Origin of the sequence: Lysinibacillus parviboronicapiens (genome assembly GCF_003049575.1) — a bacterium.
GTDB lineage: Bacteria > Bacillota > Bacilli > Bacillales_A > Planococcaceae > Lysinibacillus > Lysinibacillus parviboronicapiens.
On record NZ_PYWI01000004.1, the window covers coordinates 15,788 to 41,826 of the forward strand.

Consider the following 26,039-nt stretch of genomic DNA (forward strand, 5'->3'; position numbering starts at 1 on the left):
CAACATTACCAGTTTATTTTTCAATTTTATGATTACGAGAATAAACATCAGTAAATGCAGCTAAAAAATGAATTGAAGCCGATTTAATACTCGTTGTAAAAAATATTGATGTTCACTTTGCTTAGTCCTTATATCCAACGCTGTATCTGGATGATCCGTAATAACCCCTGCAACATTTTTTCCGATAAATTCTTGTAAAGAGCGATCTTTGTTTAAAGTCCACACAAATAAATCCATATCGCTTTGCTGTAATTCTGCAATTAAATTATCAGAAACCCAAGATTCCTCTAATGCTATAAAATCTACTGGCGTCTCAGTCATGGAGCCAACAGTAAGCGCATAGACAATGCCAACACGTAAGTTAGGGGCTAATTTTTTTAACTGTGTCATCAATTGGGAACTAGCAGACTGAACATAATAAGTATCAAGTACTTGATAGGCTTTTAACTTCTCTACTAAGCTTGGTAACAGATTTTCGGTTTCATTGCCCTGCACCTTTAACTCGATCAGTAAGGCCACATCAAGAGCTTTTGCCATCTCAATAAAATCATCCAGTGACGAAATTTTATCGCTATAACCATCTGAATGAACTGTAATGGTCTCTAATTCACTTAGGGTCATATTCGTTACTACGCCATTTTTACCCGCTAATCTTCTTAATGTCCGATCATGGAACACGACAAAATCTCCATCAATTGTTTGCTGAATATCTATTTCTACCAAGTCTGCGCCTGCAGCTGCCGCTCTCACAAGTCCACCAATGGTGTTTTCCACAGCTTCTGCCGTGTATCCTCGGTGGGCGATAATTTTTGTATCAGGTGCATAAACACTTTTCTCTAAAGTCTTCACATTCAGTACACTCAATACGATAAATACAATGCAAACCACTATCGATAATCGTTTGTAGCGCTTTTTCACAAAGTTTGGTGAAATTTTTGCTTTCGATAAGAGCGGTGTATTATAGGTAATTGCTACCATTACCTGTGAAAACATTGCCTGTAACAAACTGAATAACACTACAAAGGTGATTTCCAAAAATGCCAATGTCATACCGGCTGTTAAAAGAGCACTACTCGGCAACACACGTTCTAAGATATATAGTGGTAATGTACCGACAACGGTAATACCTAGTAATAATAGCAAGTGACCCGTTAAAACCATCGCCAATAATACGAGTAATTCAAACAAGCCTCTTTTTGAAAAGCGCCAACTTTGTACGAGCGATTGACGAATGGAAATCTTTGGTTGAATCGTAAATATTGGCAATGTCAGGACACTTCGTACGCCAACAATTACTAGTACACTTGCTACAGCAGCATAAAGTAGCTTTCCTGACCGACTAAGCATTAATTCATCTGTTATAAAATGAGGAATGGAAATGGCTTGAGTTAACGTCAGAGGTAGCATAAATGAAGCTAGTGGTAGCAACAGGGCAATATAGACAATCAAATAAATTACCTGAACGCTATAAAAATAAACGACTTTCCGATTAAGCTGTTGCCAAATTGTCCAAAATTGATAACGAATCCCACGTTGCTGATTAAATGCCATTAAAAATAGAAAACCCATTTCATAATAAATAAATAGTAGGACTACCATTATCCAAATAACAATCATACCCATAACCAATGGATGCGCTAAAAAGCTTTGGATATTTTCCTCTGTAATATGTGTGTAGCCGGTTACTCGCAGCATTAGCTTAAAAATAAGCGTTGTGACTGGCACAATCAATAAAAATTGAAATAGCCGTATCAGTGCAAAAACTTGTATATAATCAATGCGATACTTATATATATTGTAGATGGCTAGTCTCATAATTTGAACTGCCTTGTGCATTCACTCACCCCCAGTCGCATACTAATGTATTTCCCCAATAACGTACTTACTACACTTTTTCTCACTATCTATAAGATATGAATGGCAATATACTTTCAATTCCTTTCAAGGGAAAAGTCTTATCCATAAAACAATTTGTCCATTATAGTATGTCATTACATATCATGGGATTTATGCATTAAGCACAAACATATAAATTTTTTGAAACTTATACCCATCTGATTCGGTAAATAGATATGAAAACTTATAAATGGAGGTATACATATGAAAAACTTTTACATTGGCGACATTATAAGTACAATCATGATACTACTTGTTTTCGTAGTTATTTTTTACGTTATGATAAAAATGATAAAAAAATTAAAGCCTTTGTCTTCAGTGGCTTCTTCGCCCCCCGAAGACACACTCCTCCGACAAGTTGATAATCTCACTTCGCGTGTTAATAGCTTGGAACTACAAGTAAAAGAGTTGTCCGAAAGTCATCATGCAAATCAAGTCGTTAAGACAAAAAAATCGCCGTGAAGATTACTCTTCACGGCGTTTTTTTGTTTTTGCATAGACAATTTGCCCCTCTATTACTGTATATGCGACGTCTATATGGGGCACTTTTTCGATGTCTACCTTAAAAATATCTTCCTCACATACAGTAAAATCCGCCGTATAGCCCGCTTCAATCTTACCTCGCACATGGTGCTGTCCGATGATTTCTGCAGCCCCTACTGTATACAAGCGTACAGCTTCAAAGCGTGAAATTTTTTCCCTCGAACCATAGCCATCATGCAATTCGCCAAAATTTCGTCTTGTCACAGCAGCGTAAATTCCATGTAACGGGTTGGGCTCTTCAATCGGTGCATCACTACCTCCTGCTACAATAAGCCCATGAGCCAGAAGCGATTTTAGTGGATGTAAACCTTCCGCCCGCTGTTTTCCTAACCTTGCGAGCTCCGCTTTATATTCGCCTTGAACAAACTGTGGTTGCATATCCACTGCTACAGGTAACGCTGCTAGCTTTTGTAAAATGTCCTTCTCAACCAAGCTACAATGAATAACGCGGTCTAATTGCCCCTCTTGCGGCGGATATTTCGCAAACACCTCTACAATTGTCGTAATCGCTAAATCACCAATCGCATGCACAGCAACCGTTTGTCCATACTTTCTTGCAAGCTGCACATATGCCTCTAATTGCTCTGTTGAATGCACAAGCATTCCACTATTGTCAGGCTCATCACAGTATGGTTCACGGAGAGCCGCTGTTCGTCCACCAAATGCACCATCGATGAAGATTTTCATCGCTCCAAACTCGACAAATAATGATGATTGTTCATGCAGTTGCACAACTTCCTCAAAAACAGCGTGATGTTGTAGTAAATGCACTTTAAAAGATCTCTGTTCCTCCACGATTTTTCGAAAAGCAGCAATAGGCTGAATCGGCGGTCCATAGTAGCTTAAATCCTCAGAATGCCCTCCGACAAGACCGTACGATTGTAGTGAGGTTACAGCTTTTCCAAGGGCATCTTCAAGATAAGCAGGCGTAATATGTGGCATCTGATTGACGATCATATATAACGCCGCATCCTTTAAAACACCCGTGACTTGTCCATTGACCTTGTCAATAATACCGCCCTCAGGTGAAGGTGTATCATTGGTAATCCCTGCAAAAGCAAGTGCCTTTGAATTAGCTAGTATTAAATGATGGCAGCTACGTTTGATAATAAGATGGGCTTTACCCAGTGCATCAAGCTCAGCTAATGTCGGAAAAACTGGTGCTAAAAATTGTGTTTCATTGAGCCCGATAGCTATGATCCATTCTTCTGGCGTCGCAGTAACCATACGTTGGCGAATAATGGCGAGTAGCTGATCCTTACTTTTCACGTTTGATACATCAATATGCTTTAACTTTTCACCATAACCGATAATATGTAAATGACTATCGACAAATCCTGGGTACATCACACAACCATGTAATTGTTGGATAGAAGCAGCTTGTGGCAACAAGCCTTTTACTGAGCCTGTTGCCACAATTTTTCCGTCTTGTTCAAGCACAGCTTCAACTGTTTCGCCAACTTTTGCCATCGTGTAAATCGTTCCACCTGTCCATAACGTTGCCAAAACTATTCTCCTCCTATGCTATTGCTTCAATTAAATGCGCTCTTTCTAAGCGTTTACGTACAATAACACCAAGCCATGCAGCTACTACCGCCTTCACAATCCCTACAACGATAAATGGAGCTACGCCGCCCATAAATGCAGCCGTCCATGATAAATCCGCTAAAATTTTTAACCATACTGTACCGAATGTCAATGTCACAGCCATTCCAATAATGTTTGCAATGATTGCTTGTACCAGCGTAATACCGAATTTATCTAAGTATAACCCCATAATAATAGCCGTTACGAGGAAACCTACAATATACCCGCCTGTTGGCCCTACTAAAATAGCAAATCCTCCTGACATCCCACTAAATACTGGCATACCCGCTGCACCTAGTAAAATATATAACAATACGGATATTGTACCAAGCTTTGTGCCCAAGATTGTAACGATTAAGCCAACTGCTAATGTTTGCCCTGTAATTGGTATAAGTGGTAGTGGAATCGTTACTTGCGCAAGTACGGCAATAATTGCTGCACCAAATGCCGCTAACACATAATTATATGTATGACTCTTCTTCAAATGAAACTGCCTCCCTTTGTACGTTAACTAAATAATTAAATAAGTTAACACAAAGATAAAGCAAATGAAAACTGTTGTCAATCCATTTTGAAAAATTGCTATATAAAAAGAAATTGCTATAGTGAACTAGCAATTTCCTTCAGTGAACTTTCTTACCAAAGAGGCTCATTCATAGGATCATCTTCTTGTAAACCAAAGATATATGGTGCTAATTGATAATAATAAATAAAGACACCTGCGCCAAAAAAGCCAATACCGAGGAAAAAGTTATCAAAAAGTTGATTCATGAAAATCATCATAGGAAAAGGGATATTAAGTATTCCAGCTAATTGGACAGATTTTTTCGTCCGATATTGTTTTTTCCCGCAGTACGGGCACTCTATTTGCCCATTTTTACGATAAAATTTTCGTGCTTGTTTGGGGGTCCAAGTTTCTGCGCACTCGATACATACAGGTAAACCATACCCCTTTTTTCGCAACAAGCGTTTTATAATAGACGTGACACCAATAAATAAAAGAAAGAGTAATATACCTCTCACTAGGTCATAATCTAAAAATGTCCAAAAGCTCGCTGTTTCCGTTTCTTGCTGTAAGACAGCGGCCTGTTGGCTGCCAGCTGTACGCTTATCTTTGCCCTGCGATAATAAATATGTAAACGTAAGGGCAAACACAGTGAAAGTCGCAAGTACAATTCGATACTGCCACTGGCCGCTACTTCTCGGCTTGCTTTTCCCGTGCACTTTTTGCACGATTGCTTGCTTTTTTTCGGCTGAAAGCTTTATATCCTGAAGCTCCGTTAACACATCTTCCTTAAATTGATTCATGGCGTAACACCTCCCAGTCATAGTCACCAATTGCTGTAGCTAACTGTTTTCTAGCACGCTGTAATCTCGTTCGTACCGTTGCTTCTGGACAACGAACAAGCTGTGCAATTTCTACTGTGTTCATATCCTCGAAATAATAAAGAATGAGTACTTCTCTATATTGCACAGATAATGTAAACAAGGCATCCACTAACTCTCGCTTTGTAGACTTAGCCAGTAATTCTTTTTCTGGCGTGATTGTCGTTGGGCGCCCCGTTATTTTTTCAAATAGTGACAGTCGTTTACTTTTCCAGCTGCGTAAATAATCGTGACTGCGGTTAACTGTCATTTTCACCAAATATGTACGTAATGATGATTCTTGCCGAAACTGCTGTTGTTTCTGATAAAAGGCGATAAACACATCCTGCACAATGTCCTCAGCGGTCGCTTCATTTTTCACATATAAATAAGCAACCTTTAGTAAATAATCACCGTGCTCTGTTATAACTTGTTCAATCTCCATCGCTGTCCTCACCTTCTTTCTAAACTACTGACGGATGCTAGTCGATTTACGATTCATTTTTTTATCAAATTATTTTTCCTGATTTTTTTGTAAATAAAGCTTTATTCTGATAAAGTAAAAAAGTGACGAATTTTGTACGAGGAGTTGTAAAAAAATGACCGTAAAACACCAAGTAAAGGCTATATTGAGGGAGCCGGACATGCACTTTGAAAATCGTGCACGTTTACTAGTCAAGTGCCCCGATCAACCAGGAATTGTGGCTGTACTATCTTCATTTTTATTTAATTATAATGCAAATATTATAGAGTCGAGCCAATATTCTAGCGATCCTGAGAATGGTACTTTCTTTATTCGGATTGAATTCCATTGTGACAACCTACAAGAAAAATCAACGAAAATGGAAGAAGAATTTACATATATTGCAAATGACTATGGTATGGAAGCTAAATTTTGTTATTTAAATAAGCGGGAACGTACAGCCATTTTCGTATCAAAAGAGCTACACTGTCTGCAAGAGTTATTATGGGAATGGCAGAATGGTGATATAGAGACGGATATTGCAGTGGTCATTAGCAATCATGAGGACGCTCGCGCGATTGTTGAGTCGTTTAATATTCCATTCCATTATATCCCTGCACATAAAGAGATTCGTCAACAAGTAGAGCAACAACAAATACGTTTAATTGAAGCGTATGATGTGGACCTACTGATTCTCGCACGCTATATGCAAATATTAACACCTGAATTTGTGAATCATTTCAAAAATCGTATCATCAATATTCATCATTCTTTCTTACCAGCATTCATCGGTGCAAACCCATACGAGCGTGCACATACGAGAGGCGTCAAACTGATTGGGGCAACTTCACATTATGTCACAAATGACTTAGATGAAGGACCGATTATTGAGCAAGATGTAGAACGAGTGGATCATCGTGATACGATAGTAGATTTGAAAAAAATTGGCCGTCAAATTGAACGTCGCGTCCTGACGAAAGCCGTAAAATGGCACCTGGAAAACCGTATTATTGTTGAGGGCAACAAGACGATCGTTTTCCATTAATTCATCAATTGTAATTTTTTGAAAACAAAAAAAGAGGGGTTTCAAAGCCCCTTCTTTTAATTTTATTTTTTACCATTTACCACATCGCTATATTGGTTATAGAGTGTAATTTGATTACGTCCATTGCGTTTTGACATGTAAAGCGCACTGTCCGCATGCTGTATTAATGGTTCAACTTGATTGATTTGCCCACAGTCATTCGTACTCACACCTATACTAAATTCTAAATGTACAACCTCGTCATTGATCGTTAATGCTAATGACGTTAAAGTATGATAGAGCTTTTGTGCAATGCTTTGAACAGACTCACCTTCTTTTAAATGAGTAAGGATAATAAACTCATCCCCACCAAAGCGAGCAACGATTGCTTCATATGGTTGAAAATAATTTTGGAGAGTAGTAGCTGTTATGGTCAGTGCATCATCCCCAAATAAATGACCATTGGAATCATTAATCGATTTAAAATGGTCCAAATCAACCATCATTAAAGCCAGTTGGTATTTTTCCTGAGCAGCAGTTTTCACCATCTTCTCCGCATGTTCATCAAAATAGCGTCGATTATAAATATTTGTTAGCGGATCAATGTACGAATTTCGTTCAAATTGTTTTTTCTGCGCATTATACTCCATTTCAAATAAAACTTGTGTATAATTCTCCCTTTGAATTTCTAATAAAATGTTTATATATTCCTTTTGAATAGCGCACAAAATGATTTTATTCCCTTGGTCTTCGATTAACTTTACTAAGGAATTATAAATAATCTGAAGTAACGATAAGTCATTATTTTGCATGGCAAAATGCTTCGACTTTTGATACATATCAATCGCTTCACCTATTCGTCCCTGTTTTTCACAAAGTAAGGCATAGGCATTAAAAACTTCTAATTGCGCCTTACTATAAGGCGGTGCTTGAATGGTCTCAAGTAAATGCTGTAATAGCGCATGAGCTTCATCAAATTCTTCCAACCAAATATGGGCTATGGCTAAATTTGTCTTCGAATGGATAATACCTTTATAGGGTTGCACATGTTGCGTGTCAAATTCGTTGCCATAATAGAGACTCTTTATAGCAAGTTCCTTTGCCTTACCATATTTTCCTAGTTCAATTTCTAAACCACTCAAATTATTATAGATTTTACCCATGCTCTCCACATGTTGAATACGCTCCGCAATTTCCAGTCCCTTCATCATAAACTCCTCTGATTTTTTCAGATGACCAAATGTTCCCCAATAGATGGAGGCAAGTGAATAATACTGAATGACGTCGATATCATTGCCATACAAGAAGGTAAGTTCGCGATATTGCTCAAGTAAATTAATGGATATTTGTAAATCTCCCACTTGAAAATAGCTCATACAACGGTACCTTAACAGATGCATTGCTTTATCGTATAAGGCTAGCGCATAGGCATTATCAATTGCGGCACTACTTAATTCTATATATTCTAAATAGCGATTCGCACTATATAATTCGTCTAGAGTAATCATTAATTCTTCAAATTCTTGTGTCTCCATACCGCCCCTCCTTATAATATCTCTTATTTCTTTAATACTACCTCCCCCCTCAAAATATTACAATTCTTTGTACTCATTTATTTAATGACAACTGAGTAATTTAACCTAAAACACTATTATAAATGGAAAACAAGCCCCTGTAACAGTGACTTGTTAGGAGTTCTGCCATTTTTCATGATGCTTGACTGCCAAACTCTAATCGTTTCACCTGTACGTTTATTTTTTCAAAAAAGTATGACTAAATATCATTGACCTTTGAGCATACTCCAATGTTATGATGCATACAGGAGGTGCTTATTGTGCAGATAAAACATTTTGCTAACAAATATAAATTAACAACTGATACAGTTCGCTACTATGAAAAGGAGGGTTTATTGACACCGACGAGACAAGATAACGGCTACAGAAAATATGACGTGACGTTCGAAAAAAAAATAAAATTCATTCTAGTACTAAGAAAATTAGGTTTTTCACTGCAAGAAATTAAACAGTTACTACTATTGGAGAATAAACCAGTCTCTCCTACTTGCAATCAACAAACTGTTCAGTTATTCACAGCAAAAATTATGAACATAGAACAGCAAATTCATTTTTATCAGCAAGCGGTTCTGTCTCTACAACTCGTCCAAACATTGATGTATGACGGTAAGTACGAAGAAAACAAAGAAAAGATCGCATTACAGATAGAGAATATGTATAAAAATTTACAAGAAGGTCGTGACAATCATGAAACTCCGTAAAGTTATTTATCTCGAATATTTTATTGCATTTTTATTATGTATTTATTTTTATTGGCATTTCGATTTTTCCATGTTACTGTTTATTCTGCTTTTATTAGTCCCTGATTTTAGTATGTTAGGTTATCTGTTCAATACAAAAATTGGTGCTTTATTTTATAATATCGGACATAGTCTCGTGCTTCCAGCCATCTTGTTAATGATTGCTTTTGCGTTAAACGCCTCACTACTACTAATGCTATCTATTATTTGGCTATCACATATCTTTTTAGATCGCACGCTAGGATATGGCTTGAAATATAATGAAGCATTCAACAAAACACACCTACAACAAATCACCTAACTATCAAAAGTAGTTGATGGTTCTAGCGTCTGTTGTTGCTATTCTAGCGGTGATTTTGGTCATGCTATCGGCGATGATTGCAATTTTATCAACTTTAGTAACGTTAAAAGGGCCCCTCTTACAGGGCCTTTTAACGTGTAGGCTGTAGGTCAGTGTATACCTTTGACAGGTTTGCTTTTATGCCATTTACACCTTGCCATTGTTGATATTGAATAGGTATTTCAAAGTCAGCGATAAAGTCTTCACGTGTTATTTTACTATGATGAGCTTCTGTTGCTCTTTGAATTAATAAAGATAAATAATCTAATATTGTATTACACATGGCCATTCTCCCAATGCCCCCGTGACCGGGAACCATCATTTCGATATCCATTTGTTTGACTACCTGCAAAATAGACAAAAATTCCGTAGAGTCGTATATCGGGACGTGTAAATCTTTTGTTATTAAATCACCCATAAATGCTATCTTTTCAGTGGGTAAATACATAAAGGTATCACTCGGTGAATGACCTCCACCTAAACAATACAATTCTACACTTCGGCTTGCACCTTTTATTATCAATTTTTCCTCAAAGAGGACTGATGGTAGCAAAATGTTCATATTATGTAGGTCCCTTAATACTTTTGACATTTCATTAAATTGGTTTATTAAGCTCTTTTTTAAAATGGCATCATCTGTTACATCAATTTGATTGTTCAATTTTAGAAGGTGATGTTCCATACCCCTCTCTTCCTTTTCTACATCATCCATCTTATTTTTTTCTTCACACCATTTATGGGTTAATGAAGTAGCTATGATCGTTGTGTCCATAAACACTTGATTGCCAAAGACATGATCTCCATGGTAATGACTGTTGATAAGGTACTTTACTTTCTTGCCAGTTATGTTTTCAGCTTGACACCGTAATTCCTTCCCCGCTGAAGGTGTGCCAAGCGCGTCAAAAACAAGTAATTCATCCCCCAAATCAACAATCCCCGCATTGCTCCAAGCACCTTGACCTGGCTTTGCGATAGCCGCATATATGCCTTCACATAAAGAATGTAGCGTAAAATATTCTGTGTCTATCACCACATCCACCATCCCCCTATTCTGGCAACTATATTTTTACATATTATAGCATTTGTTGCTTGGCGGTGAAGCAAAAAAACCCACTCTTATTGAGTGGATTTTCTCTTGATTATATAAATCGTTTAAACATCTTCTCGTATAGTGCCACAATAAGTATCCCACCTAGCAATGGAATCAGTGAGCTGAAGCTGAAATAAAAGCCTCCCTCATGAAATTCACCGACAAGTTGAAATTGTAGCCATGTAACGTTGTATGTTTCCCCTACTCCATATAAAAAACCTGTGCTAAATAAAAACAATGCCAGACATTTTATAAATTCAGCCTTCCGCATATATGCCACCTCACTGAACAACAGTCATTTGTTGTGTATAAGCTAAAATATCCTCAGTTGTTAATTCTGGGTTTTCAATGATAATTCCATATTGATAGCCCTTTTCCTGCCAGCTAATATAACGGAAATTTTCTGTATCCATTATTGTACCTTTTTGGCCACGCACTTCGATTTCTTTCTCACCTGGAATATTATCGAGTTCCGCATGGCTTGCGTCAACTTTAAAAACTGAAACTGAAAATTGCTGTACCTCTTCCTTTACATATTCAAATGTAAACTCAGGGCGCTCCTCTAATCCTTTATCCAACGAAATTGTATGCACTGTTAATCCCTCTGCTTCAGGTAACATTAAAAATTGACCTAGTTGCACTTTCGCTTCATCCAGTGTTACCGTCTCCGAAGCATAATCTTCCTCGCTCATTTCCTCCACTGTTGCATCTTCTGGAATATCTACAGTAAATTGTGCGTCATCAATTTTTTTATCAACATCCAATTTTGTGTACTCGGTCGTCATTTTATTTCCAGCACTATTAGTTGTTGTTTTTAACGTCAGCCACGTTTTTTTATCAATCCATACTTCCATATCGCCAAGTAATGTATCTGTTTTTTTAGCCTTTGCCACGATTCGATACGTATCTCTTCCTGCAATTTTTTCTTCACCTGCAATCGAAATATCATGAGAATCTTTCATCATTTTGAACAAAATTTCTGCCTGATCCTTTGGTGATTGGAGCCCATCGAATGCACCCTCAGCATAATTCATTTTATGCACAGTATTGCCTACTACATCATACGTAATTAGCTGTGAGCCATTATTGACCGAAATAATATGCTCTCCATTTTCACTAGTCATCTCAATACGTCGTTTTCCATCCTTAGTCCACTCTTTAACTTGTGCTTTCCCACCAAGCTCGCCCATATCCATTGTATATTCCCCGTAATACGTATCTGCTTCTTTTGTTTCCTGTAATGCTTGATCTATAATCTCCTGAGGTGAATAGGATCCTTGCGTATTACAACCAACTAAGCTAAATGTCAGTGCAGTAACTAAGCCCGCTGCACGTAATGATTTTTTCCAATTCATTGTTAATTCTCTCCTATATATGGTGGTAACCAGCACAGTACTGCTGTCCCGTAACCTTTTTGTGATACCAGTTCTACAGTCCCACCATGTTTTTCTATTATTTGTTTTGCAATATTTAAGCCCAAACCTGTACCACGTTGCCCTACTACAGTACGAGCATTATCTACTTGGTACAGCGGTTCGAATAATTTTTTTATATCTTCTTCCTTCACGCCTTGTCCGCAGTTTTGCACAATCATATACATGCCGTCTTGCTTCGTAAGAGCAGGTTTTACAAAATCAAAGCACCATGCAGGATACGTTCCAGCATTTACTGCAGCTAAACCAATTGTGCTACCAATTTCACCGTAGCGCCAAGCATTGCTCATTAAATTATCTAACACACGCTGTAATTGCTTCGGATGAACGGCAACTATTCCATCTACCTCACAAATCACATCGAGCGTATAGCCTTTATCCTTACAAAGTGTTTCATAATCTGAGAGCGCCATGTCAAAAAACTCTGTCCCATCGACCTCAACAAGTTCTAAATTATAGCTTGTCGACTGCAATAATGTATACATGAGTAAATCCTCTAGCATATGCTTCATTGTTTCAGCCTTTGTAAAAATAACTTGTTGATATTCGTCCTGCTGTTGTGCTGTCAATGCCTTGTTTTGCAAAGCTTCTGCATATGCTTGAATAGACGTTAGTGGCGTTTTCAAATCATGTGAAATACTTGCAATCATCAGTTCCTTTTGCTGCTGCTCCTCTTTTAAATGAGCACGGGCAATTTCAATCTCATTTTGCATAGCAAGAAATGTATTTGCTAGTTCACCGATTTCATCTTTCCTTATCGCTAAATTATGCTCTACTGCTTCTCCCTTGGCAAAGGCACGCATTTGCTGCATTAATTTATGCAAAGGTCGATTTAACTTCCGGTTTAGCAGCAAAATAACAGCTGTATAGATGGCAAAAAAAAGTGTAACAATGCTTGCTATTACTAGCCATAGGCGTTTTTCTACGCCTTGTACCCAGTCCGCCCTCACTAAGTGGATTTCGTAAATGCCCACTAAATCCCCTTTTAGATACACAGGTTCTTTATACGTAAAGGCATTGTATTTTTGCTGTAATTCGTATAAGTCCTTTAAAACGATATCCTTTGAGATAAATGCGGAGGTCAATGGATTAGAGGAATAGAAAACAAAACCTGATTTAGAGTACAACGTAATTGCAAGTTGGTCATTTACAAGCGCTTCAACCACCTGCAAATCCGCTTTTTTTTCGTACAGTGTTGGCTCTGCTAATACCGACTTTACTTGATTGAGGGCAGTCCACTTTTCAATGTATTCCGCAACATATTTATCGTGATAATAAGCATTGATCCACACATATAAGCCATATGCTCCACCAATCGGTACAATCATGACGATGAAAAAAGTAATCAATAACCAAGTTTTAATTTTCATAATGGTTCACCAATAAAGCGGTAGCCCTTGCCCCATACCGTTTGAATATAATGTGGCGTTTTGACTGGGTCTTTTAACTTTTCTCGTAGCGCCTTAATATGTACCGTTACTGTATGTGTTTCATCTACACTTGCCTGTTGCCAAATGTGCTGATAGAGCTCTTCCTTAGTAAATGTTTGACTTGGATTTTTCGCAAGTAACTTCAACAGGGCAAATTCCTTTTGTGTTAAAGCTATCTCCGTATTTTCAAGGTTCGCTGTTTCTCTTTGCCAATCAATCGCCAAGCCATATGCAAATGCTGTGATGTCCTCGCTATCTTCTTTTTTGTTATAACGTTTCCAACGACGTAAATGGGAGGCCACACGTGCCTTTAACTCCTCTAAGCTAAAAGGTTTTGCGATATAATCATCAGCGCCCTGCAAGCCCTCCACCTTATCTGCCTCTTCCTTACGTGCGCTCATCATTAAAATTGGTACATCGCTGTCCCAACGAATATTTTGGCAAACAGTCAGACCATCCATCTCAGGTAGCATCCAATCCACCAATACTAAGTCAAAAGTATCTGCATGAAAATCAGCTAGCCCCTCAAGCCCTGTTGTCGCCCAAGTGACCAGGTAGCCCTCTTGGACCAATGTATCCTTCACAATACGGCCTATGGCGGTATCATCCTCGATCAGTAATAGCTTTTCTGTCATCTGTTTTCCTCCTGTACTAACCTTACTATGCGAAAAAGGTTTTTCTCCGAACTTTACACTTTCTTTATATTTACCATAGATGGACTTTCTTGCATGCACAATCTGCTGGGCCCATGGATTTTGACGGGGCTATCCGCCATTTCAGTGGTTCTATCCGTCATTTCAGCGGGGCTATCCATCATTTGAGCAGCTCTATCCGCCACTCTCTCATTTTCTCAAATAAAAAAAGGAATGCACACAAATTGTGCATTCCTTTATTATATATTAGAAAAACAAGCTTAATATAAAGTAAATCGAAGCAGCCATTGCTGCTGAGATTGGCATTGTAATGACCCAAGTTGTCACAATTTTACGTGCCATGCCCCATTTGACACCCTTTACACGATGTGCAGTACCCACACCCATAATAGAAGAAGAAATTACATGTGTTGTGGATACAGGTAAATGGATTAACGTTGCCCCAAAGATGATGGAAGCAGATGCTAGGTCCGCTGCCACACCATTCACTGGACGGATTTTCATAATCTTGCCACCGACTGTTTTGATGATTTTGTAACCACCCACCGATGTTCCAAGACCCATCGCAGTAGCCGCTGCAAAACGTACCCAGAATGGAATGTCATCCCCTTGATGCAAGCCACCTGCGATTAAAGCCAATGTAATAATCCCCATCGCTTTTTGCGCATCATTCGTACCATGTGTAAAAGATTGCAAAGCCGCTGTCCCAATTTGCATTGTGCGGAAGCCCTTATTAGTACGGTATAAATTCATATCTTTGAATAACACTTTAAAGAGTGACATCATTAAGAAACCAGCTGCAAACGCAAGTAATGGCGAGAAAATAAGTGCTTGAAGAATTTTAATAAAACCTGTGTAATTTAATACACTAAAGCCAGCCGCCGCAATCGCCGCACCTGCCACTGAACCGATTAATGTATGAGAAGAACTTGAAGGTATCCCAAAGTACCATGTTAATAAGTTCCATGTTATAGCTGAAAGTAAAGCCGCTAAAATAACGACTGACCCTGTAATATCGCCATCATAGGCATTTAATGTAAACGGGTCAACAATGTCCTTCGTTAAAGCTTTTGCCACACCAACAAACGTAATCGCACCAACGAAGTTCATAACAGCAGCCATATAGACAGCCGTACGTGGCTTTAGCGCACGTGTTGATACAGAGGTTGCAATCGCATTGGCAGTATCATGGAAGCCGTTAATAAAGTCAAAAATAAGCGCAAAAATAACGACTAATATTGTTATCAGTAATATCGTATCCATTTAGTACACTCCATCTTACGCATTACGCATAATTATTGTTTCAATTGTATTTGCTACGGTTTGGCAGCTGTCTGCAATATCTTCAAATTGTTCGTAAATATCTTTGAACACGATGAGGCGCATTGGATCTTTTTCTTGGATAAATAATTGCTTCATAGAAGAACGGAAAATTTCATCACATTCACGCTCATAATCTTTAATTTGAATTGCGTGTTTACGCATTTCCACAAGTTTTTTACTGTTTAATAATTCCATTGCTTGGACCATTTCATCCGTACTTTTCGCAATATATGTTAAGAACTGGCGCATTGGCTCTGTCACTTCTGTTAAGTTATACATATTAAAGTGTGCAATACAGCCTTCCATACCATCGATTACATCATCTAATTTATTGGCTAAAGCTAAAATATCTTCACGTTCAATAGGCGTCATAAATGATTTATTTAGCATAACGATAAGCTCATGGATTAGTTTATCTCCACTTGTTTCATATTGTTTCATCGTATCTGCTATTTCTTTTAAGGCATCTATATCTTGAATGCGCGCATTATGTGCATAGTAGATTCCTTCTTTTACATTTTGAGAGATTTTTAATAACGCTTGAAAAAATGGATCTTGCTTATTTGAGTTGAACATAAAGTTCCTCCTGTTGAAAATAGATTGTCGATTTCTGCATCATCATAACAAAACCTTTACACAATTCTACAGAACTTTAAACATAAAAGAATTGAATTTACAAAATTGTAATATAAAAATCGCCACATTTACATTCGAAGGACTTCACTTTACTTAAAAAGTGTTAAATCCTCTAGCAAAAACACTGTTTTTGCTTTAAATATTACCGTTTTTTCTTTTATTTTTATAAAAATACTTGAAAAAAATTTTTTCATACTATTTTTGAATTATACGAAATGTTAAGGAATTGTAAACGTCTTTTATTAGCGAAATATGTCGAAGCACCATTGTTATTTTTTACAAATCACAGTACGCTTAGTAGAAAGATGGTATTTTCCTGCCATCATGTAAATGAGCTCCACTATTTATAAAAGGATGTGAATACATATGGACATCAATTTACTGTCTCTTGCTACACTTCTATTCTTTGGATTTATCGCATCCTTTTTGAATGCAATCGTCGGTGGCGGTGGTCTTATTTCATTACCAGCCTTAATGGCGGTTGGTTTACCACCGAGCACAGCAATTGCCACAAACAAACTAGCGAATACAATTAGCAATGGGACAAGTATGCTTACCTTTTTACGTGCTGGCAAAGTTGATGTTAAAAAAATCGGTAAAATTCTTCCGTTTATTTTTATCGGTTCTTTGATTGGTGCATACACGGTGCATCTTGTCTCACCAGCAATCTTAAAGCCACTCATGCTTGTTATGCTCGTCCTTGTAGCTACTTATACCATTTTAAAAAAAGATTGGGGACATCATGCTGAGCAAAAGCTTTTAACTACAACGAAAAAAATCGCCTTTATTGCGGCCTTTGCTGTAGTCGGCTTTTATGATGGTTTTTTTGGCCCGGGCACAGGCTCATTTCTCATTTTCATACTATTAATGATGGGCAATGATTTCTTGCAGGCGGCGGGCAACGCAAAAGCTTTTAACTTTACATCTAATTTAGCAGCTCTTGCGATGTTTTTAGCGTTAGGTGAAGTTAATTTTCTATACGGCTTGCCAATGGGCTTCGTGATGATTTTCGGTGCAATTTTAGGCTCAAAATTTGCGTTAAAACGTGATACTAAAATTATGCGCATTATTTTCATCGCTATGACATGTCTATTAATTGTGAAGAATGCTTGGGATTATTTTGGTCCAAATGAATGATTCGGTATTAGAAAACGGTGGCGTGAAGACCATTCGCTACCGTTTTCTTTATCCCACATTAACGAACAATCAGCGGAGGATGAAGAAAACCATCACTTTATGACAGAATTTTCAATCAATTGACAATATTTATTAGCGTGCTATAATACTTTTGGGCTTCACCGCATTGAAGCGCAGAAGTATTTATTAGGAGGATTAGCATGTTTCGAATTGAAGCAAAAAGTAACCCTCGATTTTTGGAGGCAGGCTTCATTATACTATTAATTATTGCCGCTATGGCTATTAGCATTGGGGTTTTTCAAGCAACACCTCATATTCCAATTGTCCTTGTCATTTCAATTTTAATCGCATATGGACTAATGAAAAAAGTGCCGTTTCGTGAGCTCGAAGCTGGGATGATAGCTGGTGCAAGTGCCGGACTAGGCGCAGTGTTTATTTTCTTCTTCATTGGCATTTTAATTTCGAGTTGGATTATGGGTGGCACAATTCCAACGCTCATCTACTACGGCTTTCTAACAGTTTCACCAAGCTTTTTCTTTGCCATCGTTTTTCTTATTTGTAGCATCGTCGGCATTTCTGTTGGTAGCTCGTTAACAACAGTCGCAACTGTCGGAGTGGCTTTTATGGGGATTGCAGGTGCAATGGATATTTCACTAGCAATTACGGCAGGTGCCATTGTTTCAGGTGCTTTTTTCGGTGATAAAATGTCTCCCCTATCTGATACAACAAATCTAGCATCAGGTACGGTTGGTGTAGACCTTTTCGAGCATATAAAAAATATGGGCTGGACGACGATTCCTGCCTTCATCATTTCATTCGTGCTGTACGCCATTTTATCGCCATCTGGAGCAGATACTTCCTTTGAAACAGTTGAACATTTTAAAAATGGCTTGCTGTCAACGGGGCATATTCATTGGTATACGTTATTACCTATTGTTGTTCTTGTTATCATGACATTTTATAAAGCGCCTGCGCTCATTACACTTGCTGTCGTATCGATGGTTGGTGTTGGACTTGCCTACATACAAGAACCACTTGCCCTTACGAATGTCTTCAACATGCTTTTTGAAGGCTATGTATCTGAAACAGGCAATAAAGAAGTAGATGCATTACTTACTCGTGGCGGTATGAATAGTATGTTATTTACCATCGCGTTAGTATTACTAGCCTTAACTATGGGTGGATTACTGTTCACACTCGGCATTATTCAAAGCATTTTAGGAAAAGTTGAAAGCTTATTTAAAAGTGCAGGCTCCGTCATTACAGGTGCTGCAATTACAGGAATAGGTATCAATACATTAATTGGGGAACAGTATTTGTCCATTTTACTTACTGGTGAGGCCTTTAAATCGCAGTTTGCGAAGGTTGGCCTTGCACCAAAAAACCTCTCCCGTGTGATGGAGGATGCTGGTACTGTTGTCAATCCGCTCGTACCTTGGAGTGTGTGTGGGATTTTCATCGCCAGCGTGCTAGATATACCAACGACAAGTTACTTACCTTTCACCTTCTTCTGTTTACTCGGTCCGATTCTAACAGTGGCATTCGGCTGGAGTGGCAAAACATTAACAAAACTAGAAAAATAACAGTGGTAGCTGAGGAATACTTCAGCTACCTATTTTCTTGTCTATCCCGTTTCCCTAGTGATCTCCCATCCATTTTATAAAATATCTTGTCAATATATTCCACTGACTAACATTTGATTTGGTGTTATCGGGTGCAACGCTAATTCTTCATAATTTCAGGCTCATTAAGTCATCACATTATATGAGCGTCCAACGCCACTTCAAGGCGAAGATGGCTTACGCAATTGGTTAGTCATGTTTAGCAATAATATACTGCAGCATTTATCGGCCAATGACAAAGAACGAGTCTATACAAAATGTCAGGAAATATTAAAGCCAAACTATTATCATGATGGTCAATGGATGATTGATTACTGGCGTTTACGATTTATAGCCTATAAACAACAGTAGAATTATCCATTCCCAAGGATTTTTCCGCCAGTAACAAGCAACCCCCACGGCTATTTGTGCCTGGGGGTCTTGGTTGGCTTTCGCACAGCAATTTATGTCATTAGAAACAAGGGAGGTTACTTGCTGAACTGGTCTTGTAAGCCCGTAATCTCTGGATTTATGCACGTGGAAATAATATGACCATCACGCCAACTAAGCATATCCCTGCGCCAACCCAATCCAAGACATCAGGTTTTTTCCCATCAATGCCCCATCCCCATAAAATAGAAAGTACAATGAAAACGCCACCATAGGCTGCATAAACTCTTCCAAAGGTTGGGAAAGACTGAAATGTAGCCACCACGCCATATAATGCTAAAGCCACACCGCCTAATACTCCCCAGTAAAAAGGTTTACCTTCTCTTAACCACAGCCAAATTAAATAGCCCCCTCCTATTTCTCCAATGCCTGCTACTATAAATAAGATGATTGCATAAGTCATTTTTTGACACTTCCTATATAAAATTTTGTGTTGTTCATTACAAACAAATTGTAGCATTTTTAAACCAGTTGTAGTCCTGAGCATTGCAATCAAGATGGCGTTTTGCAAAAAAGCGGCGATTGCCATAAGATTTGACGCAAAAAAATCCCGCCCTTTCCTGTAGGTGAACCACAGAAATAACGCGAAATTCTTTTGTTAATATTTTTTCAACCTTTATAAGGCAGTTTCAATCAAAGACAACAGGAAAGCACTAAATCAACCATCCCTTGCACATAGCATACGTTAGTTGACATGAATACAAACGATCTACTTTTGTGACCACGTGCCAAAACTAATATTTCGTCCACTATCCCCCTAAATTAAAAACCTGAAAATCCATTAAAGAAAGGGCTTAGCCACATAATAATATAGGTCAAACCATCGAAAAAGAGCAGGAGCCCAAGCGCGATCATTATATAGCCACCGATTTTTGTTATCTTATGGCTGTATTTTCGAAGCCATGCAACTTTCGTAACAACTTGTGATAGCAGGAAAAATGGAATGGCAAACCCTAAAACGAACGCAAGCATATAGAGCCTTCCTACATTTGGATTTTGTGATGCCATCATAAACACGGCACCTGTGATGGGGCCAGTACACGGCGTCCACCCTGCCGCAAATGCAAGTCCAATGAAGAAAGAACCAATATAGCCTGTTGGTCGATTGTTAAACTGTATTCTTCCTGTCATTCATCAAGAATTTTGGTGAGATTACAACAATAATCATCAAACCGAAAATGACAATTAATATTGTACCCACTTGGCGTAGTAAATTTTGATATTGAAAGAAGAACCATCCGACAACTGACGAGCTGTAGCCTAAAAAATAAATATAATTGAAAATCCTAAAAGGAAAAATATTGTATGTAGCACGATCCGTTTTGACTTTTTATTGTCACCTTGTAATTGATGTTTTCCGCGTGCGTTAAAAAATGGGCCCCTACGCTATTTAACTTCACTTGCTTGCCATGCCGATCAAAAAGTTGTGTCTGCAAGGCCTTCTCTAGATGCTGTATATGCTTCGTAACTGTTGATTGCATGACAAAGCATTTTTCTGCTACCTCGCGAAAATTCTCTGTTTTTATGAAAGTCCGTAACCACTCTGTTTCCATAGTATGCCTCTTTTGTTTTTTCCCATTATAACGAAATTTTTGAGCGGCTTGAAACCTTTTCTAAAATCGTGCGTATAAATAGCTATCTAAATGCTATAGGAGGAATTCACATGTCTTTATTCAACAAAGCACTTGCAAGTATCGGTATTGGAGCAGCAACGGTTGATACGAAATTAGAGAAGGCTACATACAGAGCGGGCAAAGTCATGCACGGGGAAATCATGGTACGTGGTGGGCATGTCGAACAGCAAATTGATGCCATCTATGTCTCAGTTCATACTACTTATTTACGAGAAGCGAACGATAAGAAGTATACAGACGTGGCCGCTATTCAAAAAATAAAAGTAACAGAACCATTTACAATAGCTGCTGGCGAACATAAAGTGTTTCCTATTTCATTGACACTACCGATTGATACGCCGATTACGGCTGGTAAAACACAAGTATGGGTTCAGACAGGGCTCGATATTAAAAATGCTGTTGACCCGAATGACAAAGACTATATTCGTGTTCAGCCAACCAAGCTTGCTGAAAGTGTGCTCGATGCCGTAAGTGGCCTTGGCTTCCGTTTACGTGAAGCAGAATGTGAACAGGCTTCGACTCGCTTGCGTAGAAAGTTTCCATTCGTACAGGAGTTTGAATTTGTACCGACTGGTAGCTACCGACGCCATCTTGATGAACTTGAGCTTGTATTTCTTGCACAATCTGATTATTCAGTCGAGCTATTATTGCAAATTGACCGAAAAGCTAAAGGGCTAGGTAGTTTATTTGCTGAAGCATTGGATATGGATGAAAGCTATGTAAGAACGACCATTACAACACAGGACTTACCAAATATACAAGCAAATCTACAACAAATCATTATGAAACATCTATAAACTTACAGCTGTTTTTATCCGTAGTGAGCCTAAGATTTAACAAGTTAATTCATATCAATATTTTATTTATACGACAGAAGAAAGATTTACATTTTATATATATCTTTCTTTTTTTCTTACGGTTGTTGAGAAACGATGTACGTAATATGGGGCTAGAATGAAGTAGAATATAATTAAGGAAAGCATAAATGCAAACTGGAGGTGATGACATGGATTCAAAAGAAACACCAGCAGAAAAAAGAGAACGGTTAAAACAAAAGGAGTTAAAAAATAATCCTAGTGGTTCACTAAACGATGCCTTTAATAGTGGAAATAGTGGTAATTTAACAGGTATGAATGTGAAAGATATAGGGATATTAATTTTAGTGTTATTTTTTGGATACCTAATATACAAAATTATTTTTAATGAATAGCAGTTTAAATTTACAGAATTTTCATTTTTAATAAACAAAAAATGCACGTTGTGTCGAAGATGCTAGTTTTGTTAGCGCGTTGTTTTTTATGATTAAAAAACGCAGTATGAAAATCGAAATTTTTCATACTGCATCTTTTTTAAGCTGTTATATCACGTTTCATAAAGGATACGTAGCTAATCGCAAGGAAAATCACTGCGTAGATAGCGAGTATAGTAAGAGAGAATGGCATTGTGATACCTTCAATCATTAAACCACCAGTTTCATACTGCGTTAAATTCGAATGTGTTAACCACACATATTTGACAATTTCATATTTACTTAAGAACATGACAATCATTGTCCCCGTAAATGATAAAAACATTGTTAAGCCGATTGCTAATGAGCTTGAACGGAAGACAGAGCCAATTAAGAAGGCAAACAATGTAGACATGACAAAGTCACCCGCAGACAGTAAATAATGATAAGCTAAATCGCCCCATACTGCCTTTTCAACAATTTGACCATTCACCATTTCTAACTCCGTGCCCGTTGCTACACCAAATAGTACGAATCCTACAATTGCACTGACAATGACATTCACTAGGAATAAAAATAGTCCAAATAGGAAAGTAGTAACTAATTTAGAGGTTAATATTTTTGCGCGAGTCATCGGACGTGTTAACAACATTTTAATCGTACCTGTTGAGAACTCATTCGATACGATACTCGCTGCCGTAATCACTGTAAATAATGTCACTAAAGTCAGCATACTGCTAGTAAATGACATAAAACTTTCGAGGCTTCCTTCCGTTTGATTTGGTACATCATTTGCTAAACGATATTCAGCAAGGGCAATTTGCTCTTCGAAATATTTTTTATCTTCTACAGTAAGTTCTTCATTTGTTAGTGACTCTTTATAATTTGTAATCGTTTGTTGTTCATTTTCTTGCCATGACAAGTCTTCTGCAGTCTTTGATTCATAATACTTCATCATGATACCTGGTCCAATAATCACAACGATTAACAGCGCGACCATCGCCCAAGTTCCTTTTTTATGCCATAATTTCATCCATTCATTTTGAATTAGCTTCAACAATTTGCCCACCTCCTGTCATTTCCAAGAATTGATCTTCTAATGTTTTTTGATGTGGTTGTACAGCAAATAGCTGAATACCTTCATTTACGAACTGTGTCATAAGGTTAGGAATGTCTTCTTTCTTTATTTCCACTACGACACCATTATTGTCAACCGTAAAGCTGAGGTCCAGTTTTTGTAACTGTGCTGTAACCTGTTCACTCGGTGTTGCCTCAATATAATAAAATGAAGCTGTATCATTTTTTATTTCACGTATGTCAATTAATTGCCCATTTTGAATAACGGCTACGCGATCACACATGAGCTCAATTTCTGACAGTAAATGGCTCGATACAAAAACAGACACGCCATCTTCCGTTGCAATTTTACGTAAATACATACGAAACTCTCGAATCCCTGCAGGATCAAGGCCATTTGTCGGCTCATCTAATATTAAGAATTTTGGTCGGTGTAAAAGTGCCTGAGCTAAGCCCAGACGTTGACGCATCCCAAGTGAATACGTCGATACTTTTTCATGAATGCGGTTTTCTAATCCGACTTGTGTTACGACTTCATCAATACGCGCTTTTGACACGTTTTTATGCATTCGTGCAAAATGCAGTAAGTTTTTATAACCCGTCATATATTTATACATTTCGGGATTTTCTACAATGACGCCAACCTTACTAATAGCTTCTTCATAATGCTCTTGTAAAGATTGGCCGTCGATAATGACTTTTCCTTCTGATGGATGCATGAGTCCGGTCATCATCCGAATCGTTGTCGTCTTCCCTGCTCCGTTTGGTCCTAAAAATCCAGTAATCTGCCCTGGATATAAATCGATATTTAAATTGTGAATCAATTGCTTACCTTTTATGGTTTTTGATAAGTTTTGTAGTTGGACAATTGGTTGTTGCATGGATTTCACCCTTTCCTATAGTACGTTTTCATCCATTGTAGAGCATCATTATTTGTCACATCTCGAATAGTCTCCACTTCATCATGCGCAAGTATAGCGCCATTTTGCAAAAGGATGATTTGATCTAAAATTGGTTCAACTTCGTATACCTCATGAGTCGATAAAATAATGGTTTGGTGTTCAATATCTGTAAATTGGATCAGCCCTTTGATTAACTCTTCACGAACAATTGGGTCAAGACCCGCGAATGGTTCATCCATCACATAATACGGCACCTCTCGGCCAAGCGTTGCCGCCATTTTCATTCGTCCTCGGTTACCTTTTGATAAATTCCTTAACTTGGTATCCATATCAACATGCAAAAATTGTGCAACGATACAGGCCTTATCGTAGGAAAAATCTTCAAACTGCGAGGCGTAGTGCTGAAATAGCTGCTCGCCCGTATAAAAATCAAAAAACAAATCGGTGTCTGGCAAATACGCAATCTGACCAGCACTTCTACGCGTAACAGATTGCCCATTCAACAGTACTTCCCCACTCGATGGCAGCAACAAGCCTGTCAAAACTTTCAATAACGTCGATTTTCCACTGCCATTTTCACCAACAAGTCCGATGATTTGCCCCGTAGGAAAAGAAAAAGTCACGTCTTGAATAATAGGCTTTTTTAAATAACGGAAAGAAACATTGGATAACTGTAACATTTATTTCACCTCACGATTTCTTGTGTAAAACAACGAGCATTTCTTCCCTTGAAAACCCAAGTGCTTCAATGGAAGTCAAAAAATTTTGTGCTAATAAATTTTTCATATCTTCTCGTAGTTCTACTATTCGCTCTTCATTGGTTGTAATAAATGTCCCCTGACCGCGTTTAGTTTCCGTTAAATCCATCGCTTCCAACTCCTTATACACACGTTGTACGGTATTGACATTCACGCCCGTTTCCACCGCATATTCTCGAACAGAAGGCAGTCGGTCCCCAAGTAATAGCTTCCCTTTCAGAATATCGCCACATATGCGATCTACGAGCTGACTATAAATTGGTTTGTCACGCGAAAAATCTAATGTCATCGTAATATCACCTTCTCAAGCCATTTTGTTGCGACGATAAAAAGGAGTACAAGTACGATGATAAAAAACAATTCTTCAACAAAGTACAACGAACCAAGTTCAATTTGCATGGTTGGCACTTCAGCTTTTGGTAAATATCGCTCCAACCTACCAATTGGAATTTCACCGAATTGGAAAATTTTATCATAATATTTACTCTCTGTAAATCGGAACCATCCATCCATAATGAAGAAAAAGGCAGGTGTGGCAATGGCAATAGCAAAACGACCTATAAAGCGCTTCATTTGTAGATAAAAAGCTAAGAACAGTAGGAGCATCACAAATAACATAAATTGGAACATCACGATCATTGCTACAATCAGCAACAGGAATAATAGTATTTGTCCAAAAGTTGCCACATAATTTTCTCTTACAAAATAAAGCGCGAGCGACGTAAAGAGTAGATTGAATATTGCATACCCGATTAATGTGAAAATAATTTTCACACCAACCAGTTGCGCTATGGAACTCGTTGAATGGAGCCACATTTCTTTCGCCTTTAAATCAAAACGCATACTCGTGAAAAACTGTAATACGGCATAAAAGTTACCCAGCATTAATACAAGTATTGTGAAGAGAAAGAATAATTGTTGATGCGCCGTTGTAAAACCGTCTCCAAAACGTAGCAATAAATAGGGAACTATGAGCGAAAGCGCAAGTCCTCCAATGATTGTGAAAAAAAGCCTCCCTCTATAAAGTACCCATTCCTTCTTCATCAGACCTGAAAATTTTTTCAATGAAAACACCTCGTGTCATAGTGTACTAGACACATATTACACTATGACGAAATAATTTGCAATAGCCAAAGAAAGGAACAAGGAAGAGGC

Annotated in this window: 27 protein-coding genes and 1 pseudogene; 7 read left to right on the forward strand and 21 right to left on the reverse strand. The window is 38.0% G+C overall.

The genetic code is table 11. The features are described 5' to 3' along the window. Nucleotides 1-60: 60 nt before the first annotated feature. The 5 genes from C9J35_RS05520 to C9J35_RS05545 all read right to left on the reverse strand — a co-directional run bounded on the left by C9J35_RS05520 (nucleotide 61) and on the right by C9J35_RS05545 (nucleotide 5,836). Nucleotides 61-1,836 (reverse strand): glycerophosphodiester phosphodiesterase, encoded by a 1,776-nt coding sequence (locus tag C9J35_RS05520; RefSeq protein ID WP_107923725.1) that lies wholly within the window; start codon nucleotides 1,834-1,836, stop codon nucleotides 61-63. 525 nt (nucleotides 1,837-2,361) lie between these two features. Beyond that, nucleotides 2,362-3,945, reverse strand: a complete 1,584-nt coding sequence (locus C9J35_RS05530) for an amidohydrolase (protein WP_107923727.1) — start codon at nucleotides 3,943-3,945, stop codon at nucleotides 2,362-2,364. Between the two features lie 13 nt (nucleotides 3,946-3,958). Then, nucleotides 3,959-4,510 carry a biotin transporter BioY gene (locus tag C9J35_RS05535; RefSeq protein ID WP_054768496.1) on the reverse strand — a complete coding sequence of 184 codons (552 nt, stop codon included), beginning with the start codon at nucleotides 4,508-4,510 and terminating at the stop codon, nucleotides 3,959-3,961. Between the two features lie 152 nt (nucleotides 4,511-4,662). Further along, a complete protein-coding gene (locus tag C9J35_RS05540; RefSeq protein ID WP_107923728.1) occupies nucleotides 4,663-5,334 on the reverse strand; it encodes a TIGR04104 family putative zinc finger protein in 672 nt (223 codons plus the stop codon). Continuing rightward, the gene (locus C9J35_RS05545) at nucleotides 5,321-5,836 is read right to left on the reverse strand and encodes a sigma-70 family RNA polymerase sigma factor (protein ID WP_107923729.1); all 516 of its coding nucleotides are present in this window, start codon (nucleotides 5,834-5,836) and stop codon (nucleotides 5,321-5,323) included. The genes C9J35_RS05540 and C9J35_RS05545 overlap by 14 nt, the downstream gene beginning before the upstream one ends. 154 nt (nucleotides 5,837-5,990) lie before the next feature. Here C9J35_RS05545 and purU point away from each other — a divergent pair, with 154 nt between their 5' ends. Next, nucleotides 5,991-6,899, forward strand: coding sequence for a formyltetrahydrofolate deformylase (gene purU / locus C9J35_RS05550; protein ID WP_107923730.1), 909 nt, complete (start codon nucleotides 5,991-5,993; stop codon nucleotides 6,897-6,899). A 62-nt stretch (nucleotides 6,900-6,961) separates the two neighbouring features. Here purU and C9J35_RS05555 read toward each other — a convergent pair whose 3' ends face one another. After that, nucleotides 6,962-8,413 carry a tetratricopeptide repeat-containing diguanylate cyclase gene (locus C9J35_RS05555; RefSeq protein WP_107923731.1) on the reverse strand — a complete coding sequence of 484 codons (1,452 nt, stop codon included), beginning with the start codon at nucleotides 8,411-8,413 and terminating at the stop codon, nucleotides 6,962-6,964. Between the two features lie 299 nt (nucleotides 8,414-8,712). Between C9J35_RS05555 and C9J35_RS05560 the strand changes: the two genes are divergently transcribed. Both C9J35_RS05560 and C9J35_RS05565 read left to right on the forward strand, forming a co-directional pair. Then, the gene (locus C9J35_RS05560) at nucleotides 8,713-9,153 is read left to right on the forward strand and encodes a MerR family transcriptional regulator (RefSeq protein ID WP_054768495.1); all 441 of its coding nucleotides are present in this window, start codon (nucleotides 8,713-8,715) and stop codon (nucleotides 9,151-9,153) included. After that, nucleotides 9,140-9,493 carry a DUF4260 domain-containing protein gene (locus C9J35_RS05565; RefSeq protein ID WP_054768494.1) on the forward strand — a complete coding sequence of 118 codons (354 nt, stop codon included), beginning with the start codon at nucleotides 9,140-9,142 and terminating at the stop codon, nucleotides 9,491-9,493. Before C9J35_RS05560 ends, C9J35_RS05565 begins: the two co-directional genes overlap by 14 nt. Nucleotides 9,494-9,623: 130 nt before the next feature. Here C9J35_RS05565 and C9J35_RS05570 read toward each other — a convergent pair whose 3' ends face one another. From C9J35_RS05570 to C9J35_RS05600, 7 genes are all read right to left on the reverse strand, one after another. Further along, nucleotides 9,624-10,565: an MBL fold metallo-hydrolase gene (locus tag C9J35_RS05570; RefSeq protein WP_167395926.1), complete on the reverse strand. Its 942-nt coding sequence runs from the start codon at nucleotides 10,563-10,565 to the stop codon at nucleotides 9,624-9,626. Nucleotides 10,566-10,671: 106 nt separating this feature from the next. Next, the gene (locus C9J35_RS05575; protein WP_054768491.1) at nucleotides 10,672-10,893 is read right to left on the reverse strand and encodes a hypothetical protein; all 222 of its coding nucleotides are present in this window, start codon (nucleotides 10,891-10,893) and stop codon (nucleotides 10,672-10,674) included. A 10-nt stretch (nucleotides 10,894-10,903) separates the two neighbouring features. After that, complete coding sequence (locus C9J35_RS05580) at nucleotides 10,904-11,977, reverse strand: LolA family protein (protein ID WP_107923733.1); 1,074 nt, start codon at nucleotides 11,975-11,977, stop codon at nucleotides 10,904-10,906. Nucleotides 11,978-11,979: 2 nt separating this feature from the next. Further along, complete coding sequence (locus C9J35_RS05585; protein ID WP_107923734.1) at nucleotides 11,980-13,425, reverse strand: HAMP domain-containing sensor histidine kinase; 1,446 nt, start codon at nucleotides 13,423-13,425, stop codon at nucleotides 11,980-11,982. After that, the gene (locus C9J35_RS05590) at nucleotides 13,422-14,120 is read right to left on the reverse strand and encodes a response regulator transcription factor (protein ID WP_107923735.1); all 699 of its coding nucleotides are present in this window, start codon (nucleotides 14,118-14,120) and stop codon (nucleotides 13,422-13,424) included. The genes C9J35_RS05585 and C9J35_RS05590 overlap by 4 nt, the downstream gene beginning before the upstream one ends. A gap of 264 nt (nucleotides 14,121-14,384) precedes the next feature. After that, nucleotides 14,385-15,401: an inorganic phosphate transporter gene (locus C9J35_RS05595; RefSeq protein WP_107923736.1), complete on the reverse strand. Its 1,017-nt coding sequence runs from the start codon at nucleotides 15,399-15,401 to the stop codon at nucleotides 14,385-14,387. A 15-nt stretch (nucleotides 15,402-15,416) separates the two neighbouring features. Continuing rightward, complete coding sequence (locus C9J35_RS05600) at nucleotides 15,417-16,037, reverse strand: DUF47 domain-containing protein (RefSeq protein WP_107923737.1); 621 nt, start codon at nucleotides 16,035-16,037, stop codon at nucleotides 15,417-15,419. A gap of 426 nt (nucleotides 16,038-16,463) precedes the next feature. Here C9J35_RS05600 and C9J35_RS05605 point away from each other — a divergent pair, with 426 nt between their 5' ends. Further along, complete coding sequence (locus C9J35_RS05605; RefSeq protein ID WP_107923738.1) at nucleotides 16,464-17,234, forward strand: sulfite exporter TauE/SafE family protein; 771 nt, start codon at nucleotides 16,464-16,466, stop codon at nucleotides 17,232-17,234. A 200-nt stretch (nucleotides 17,235-17,434) separates the two neighbouring features. Beyond that, nucleotides 17,435-18,817 (forward strand): Na+/H+ antiporter NhaC, encoded by a 1,383-nt coding sequence (nhaC, locus tag C9J35_RS05610; RefSeq protein ID WP_107923739.1) that lies wholly within the window; start codon nucleotides 17,435-17,437, stop codon nucleotides 18,815-18,817. A gap of 547 nt (nucleotides 18,818-19,364) precedes the next feature. Here nhaC and C9J35_RS05615 read toward each other — a convergent pair. From C9J35_RS05615 to C9J35_RS05625, 3 genes and pseudogenes are all read right to left on the reverse strand, one after another. Then, nucleotides 19,365-19,688: a YnfA family protein gene (locus C9J35_RS05615; protein ID WP_107923740.1), complete on the reverse strand. Its 324-nt coding sequence runs from the start codon at nucleotides 19,686-19,688 to the stop codon at nucleotides 19,365-19,367. A 359-nt stretch (nucleotides 19,689-20,047) separates the two neighbouring features. After that, nucleotides 20,048-20,608 (reverse strand): annotated as a pseudogene (locus tag C9J35_RS05620) (cytochrome c biogenesis CcdA family protein); the annotation flags it as partial. Then, nucleotides 20,572-20,838 carry a LysR family transcriptional regulator gene (locus tag C9J35_RS05625; RefSeq protein ID WP_107923741.1) on the reverse strand — a complete coding sequence of 89 codons (267 nt, stop codon included), beginning with the start codon at nucleotides 20,836-20,838 and terminating at the stop codon, nucleotides 20,572-20,574. The pseudogene C9J35_RS05620 and the gene C9J35_RS05625, both read right to left, overlap by 37 nt. Before the next feature lie 110 nt (nucleotides 20,839-20,948). Between C9J35_RS05625 and C9J35_RS05630 the strand changes: the two genes are divergently transcribed. After that, entirely contained in the window at nucleotides 20,949-21,716 is a 768-nt protein-coding gene (locus C9J35_RS05630) for a sporulation protein (protein WP_107923742.1), read from the forward strand. Nucleotides 21,717-21,925: 209 nt separating this feature from the next. Further along, nucleotides 21,926-22,129, forward strand: a complete 204-nt coding sequence (locus tag C9J35_RS05635; RefSeq protein ID WP_107923865.1) for a DUF6366 family protein — start codon at nucleotides 21,926-21,928, stop codon at nucleotides 22,127-22,129. Between the two features lie 139 nt (nucleotides 22,130-22,268). Here the strand turns inward: C9J35_RS05635 and C9J35_RS05640 are convergent, their stop codons facing one another. The 5 genes from C9J35_RS05640 to C9J35_RS05660 are packed head-to-tail and all read right to left on the reverse strand — an operon-like array spanning nucleotide 22,269 to nucleotide 25,949. Next, on the reverse strand, nucleotides 22,269-23,207 hold the full coding sequence (locus C9J35_RS05640; protein WP_107923743.1) for an ABC transporter permease: 939 nt from the start codon (nucleotides 23,205-23,207) through the stop codon (nucleotides 22,269-22,271). Next, the gene (locus C9J35_RS05645; protein WP_107923744.1) at nucleotides 23,185-24,105 is read right to left on the reverse strand and encodes an ABC transporter ATP-binding protein; all 921 of its coding nucleotides are present in this window, start codon (nucleotides 24,103-24,105) and stop codon (nucleotides 23,185-23,187) included. The genes C9J35_RS05640 and C9J35_RS05645 overlap by 23 nt, the downstream gene beginning before the upstream one ends. A gap of 5 nt (nucleotides 24,106-24,110) precedes the next feature. After that, nucleotides 24,111-24,806, reverse strand: a complete 696-nt coding sequence (locus C9J35_RS05650; RefSeq protein ID WP_107923745.1) for an ATP-binding cassette domain-containing protein — start codon at nucleotides 24,804-24,806, stop codon at nucleotides 24,111-24,113. A 10-nt stretch (nucleotides 24,807-24,816) separates the two neighbouring features. Continuing rightward, entirely contained in the window at nucleotides 24,817-25,173 is a 357-nt protein-coding gene (locus tag C9J35_RS05655) for a GntR family transcriptional regulator (RefSeq protein ID WP_107923746.1), read from the reverse strand. Continuing rightward, the gene (locus C9J35_RS05660; RefSeq protein WP_107923747.1) at nucleotides 25,170-25,949 is read right to left on the reverse strand and encodes a hypothetical protein; all 780 of its coding nucleotides are present in this window, start codon (nucleotides 25,947-25,949) and stop codon (nucleotides 25,170-25,172) included. Before C9J35_RS05660 ends, C9J35_RS05655 begins: the two co-directional genes overlap by 4 nt. Between the last annotated feature and the right edge of the window lie 90 nt (nucleotides 25,950-26,039).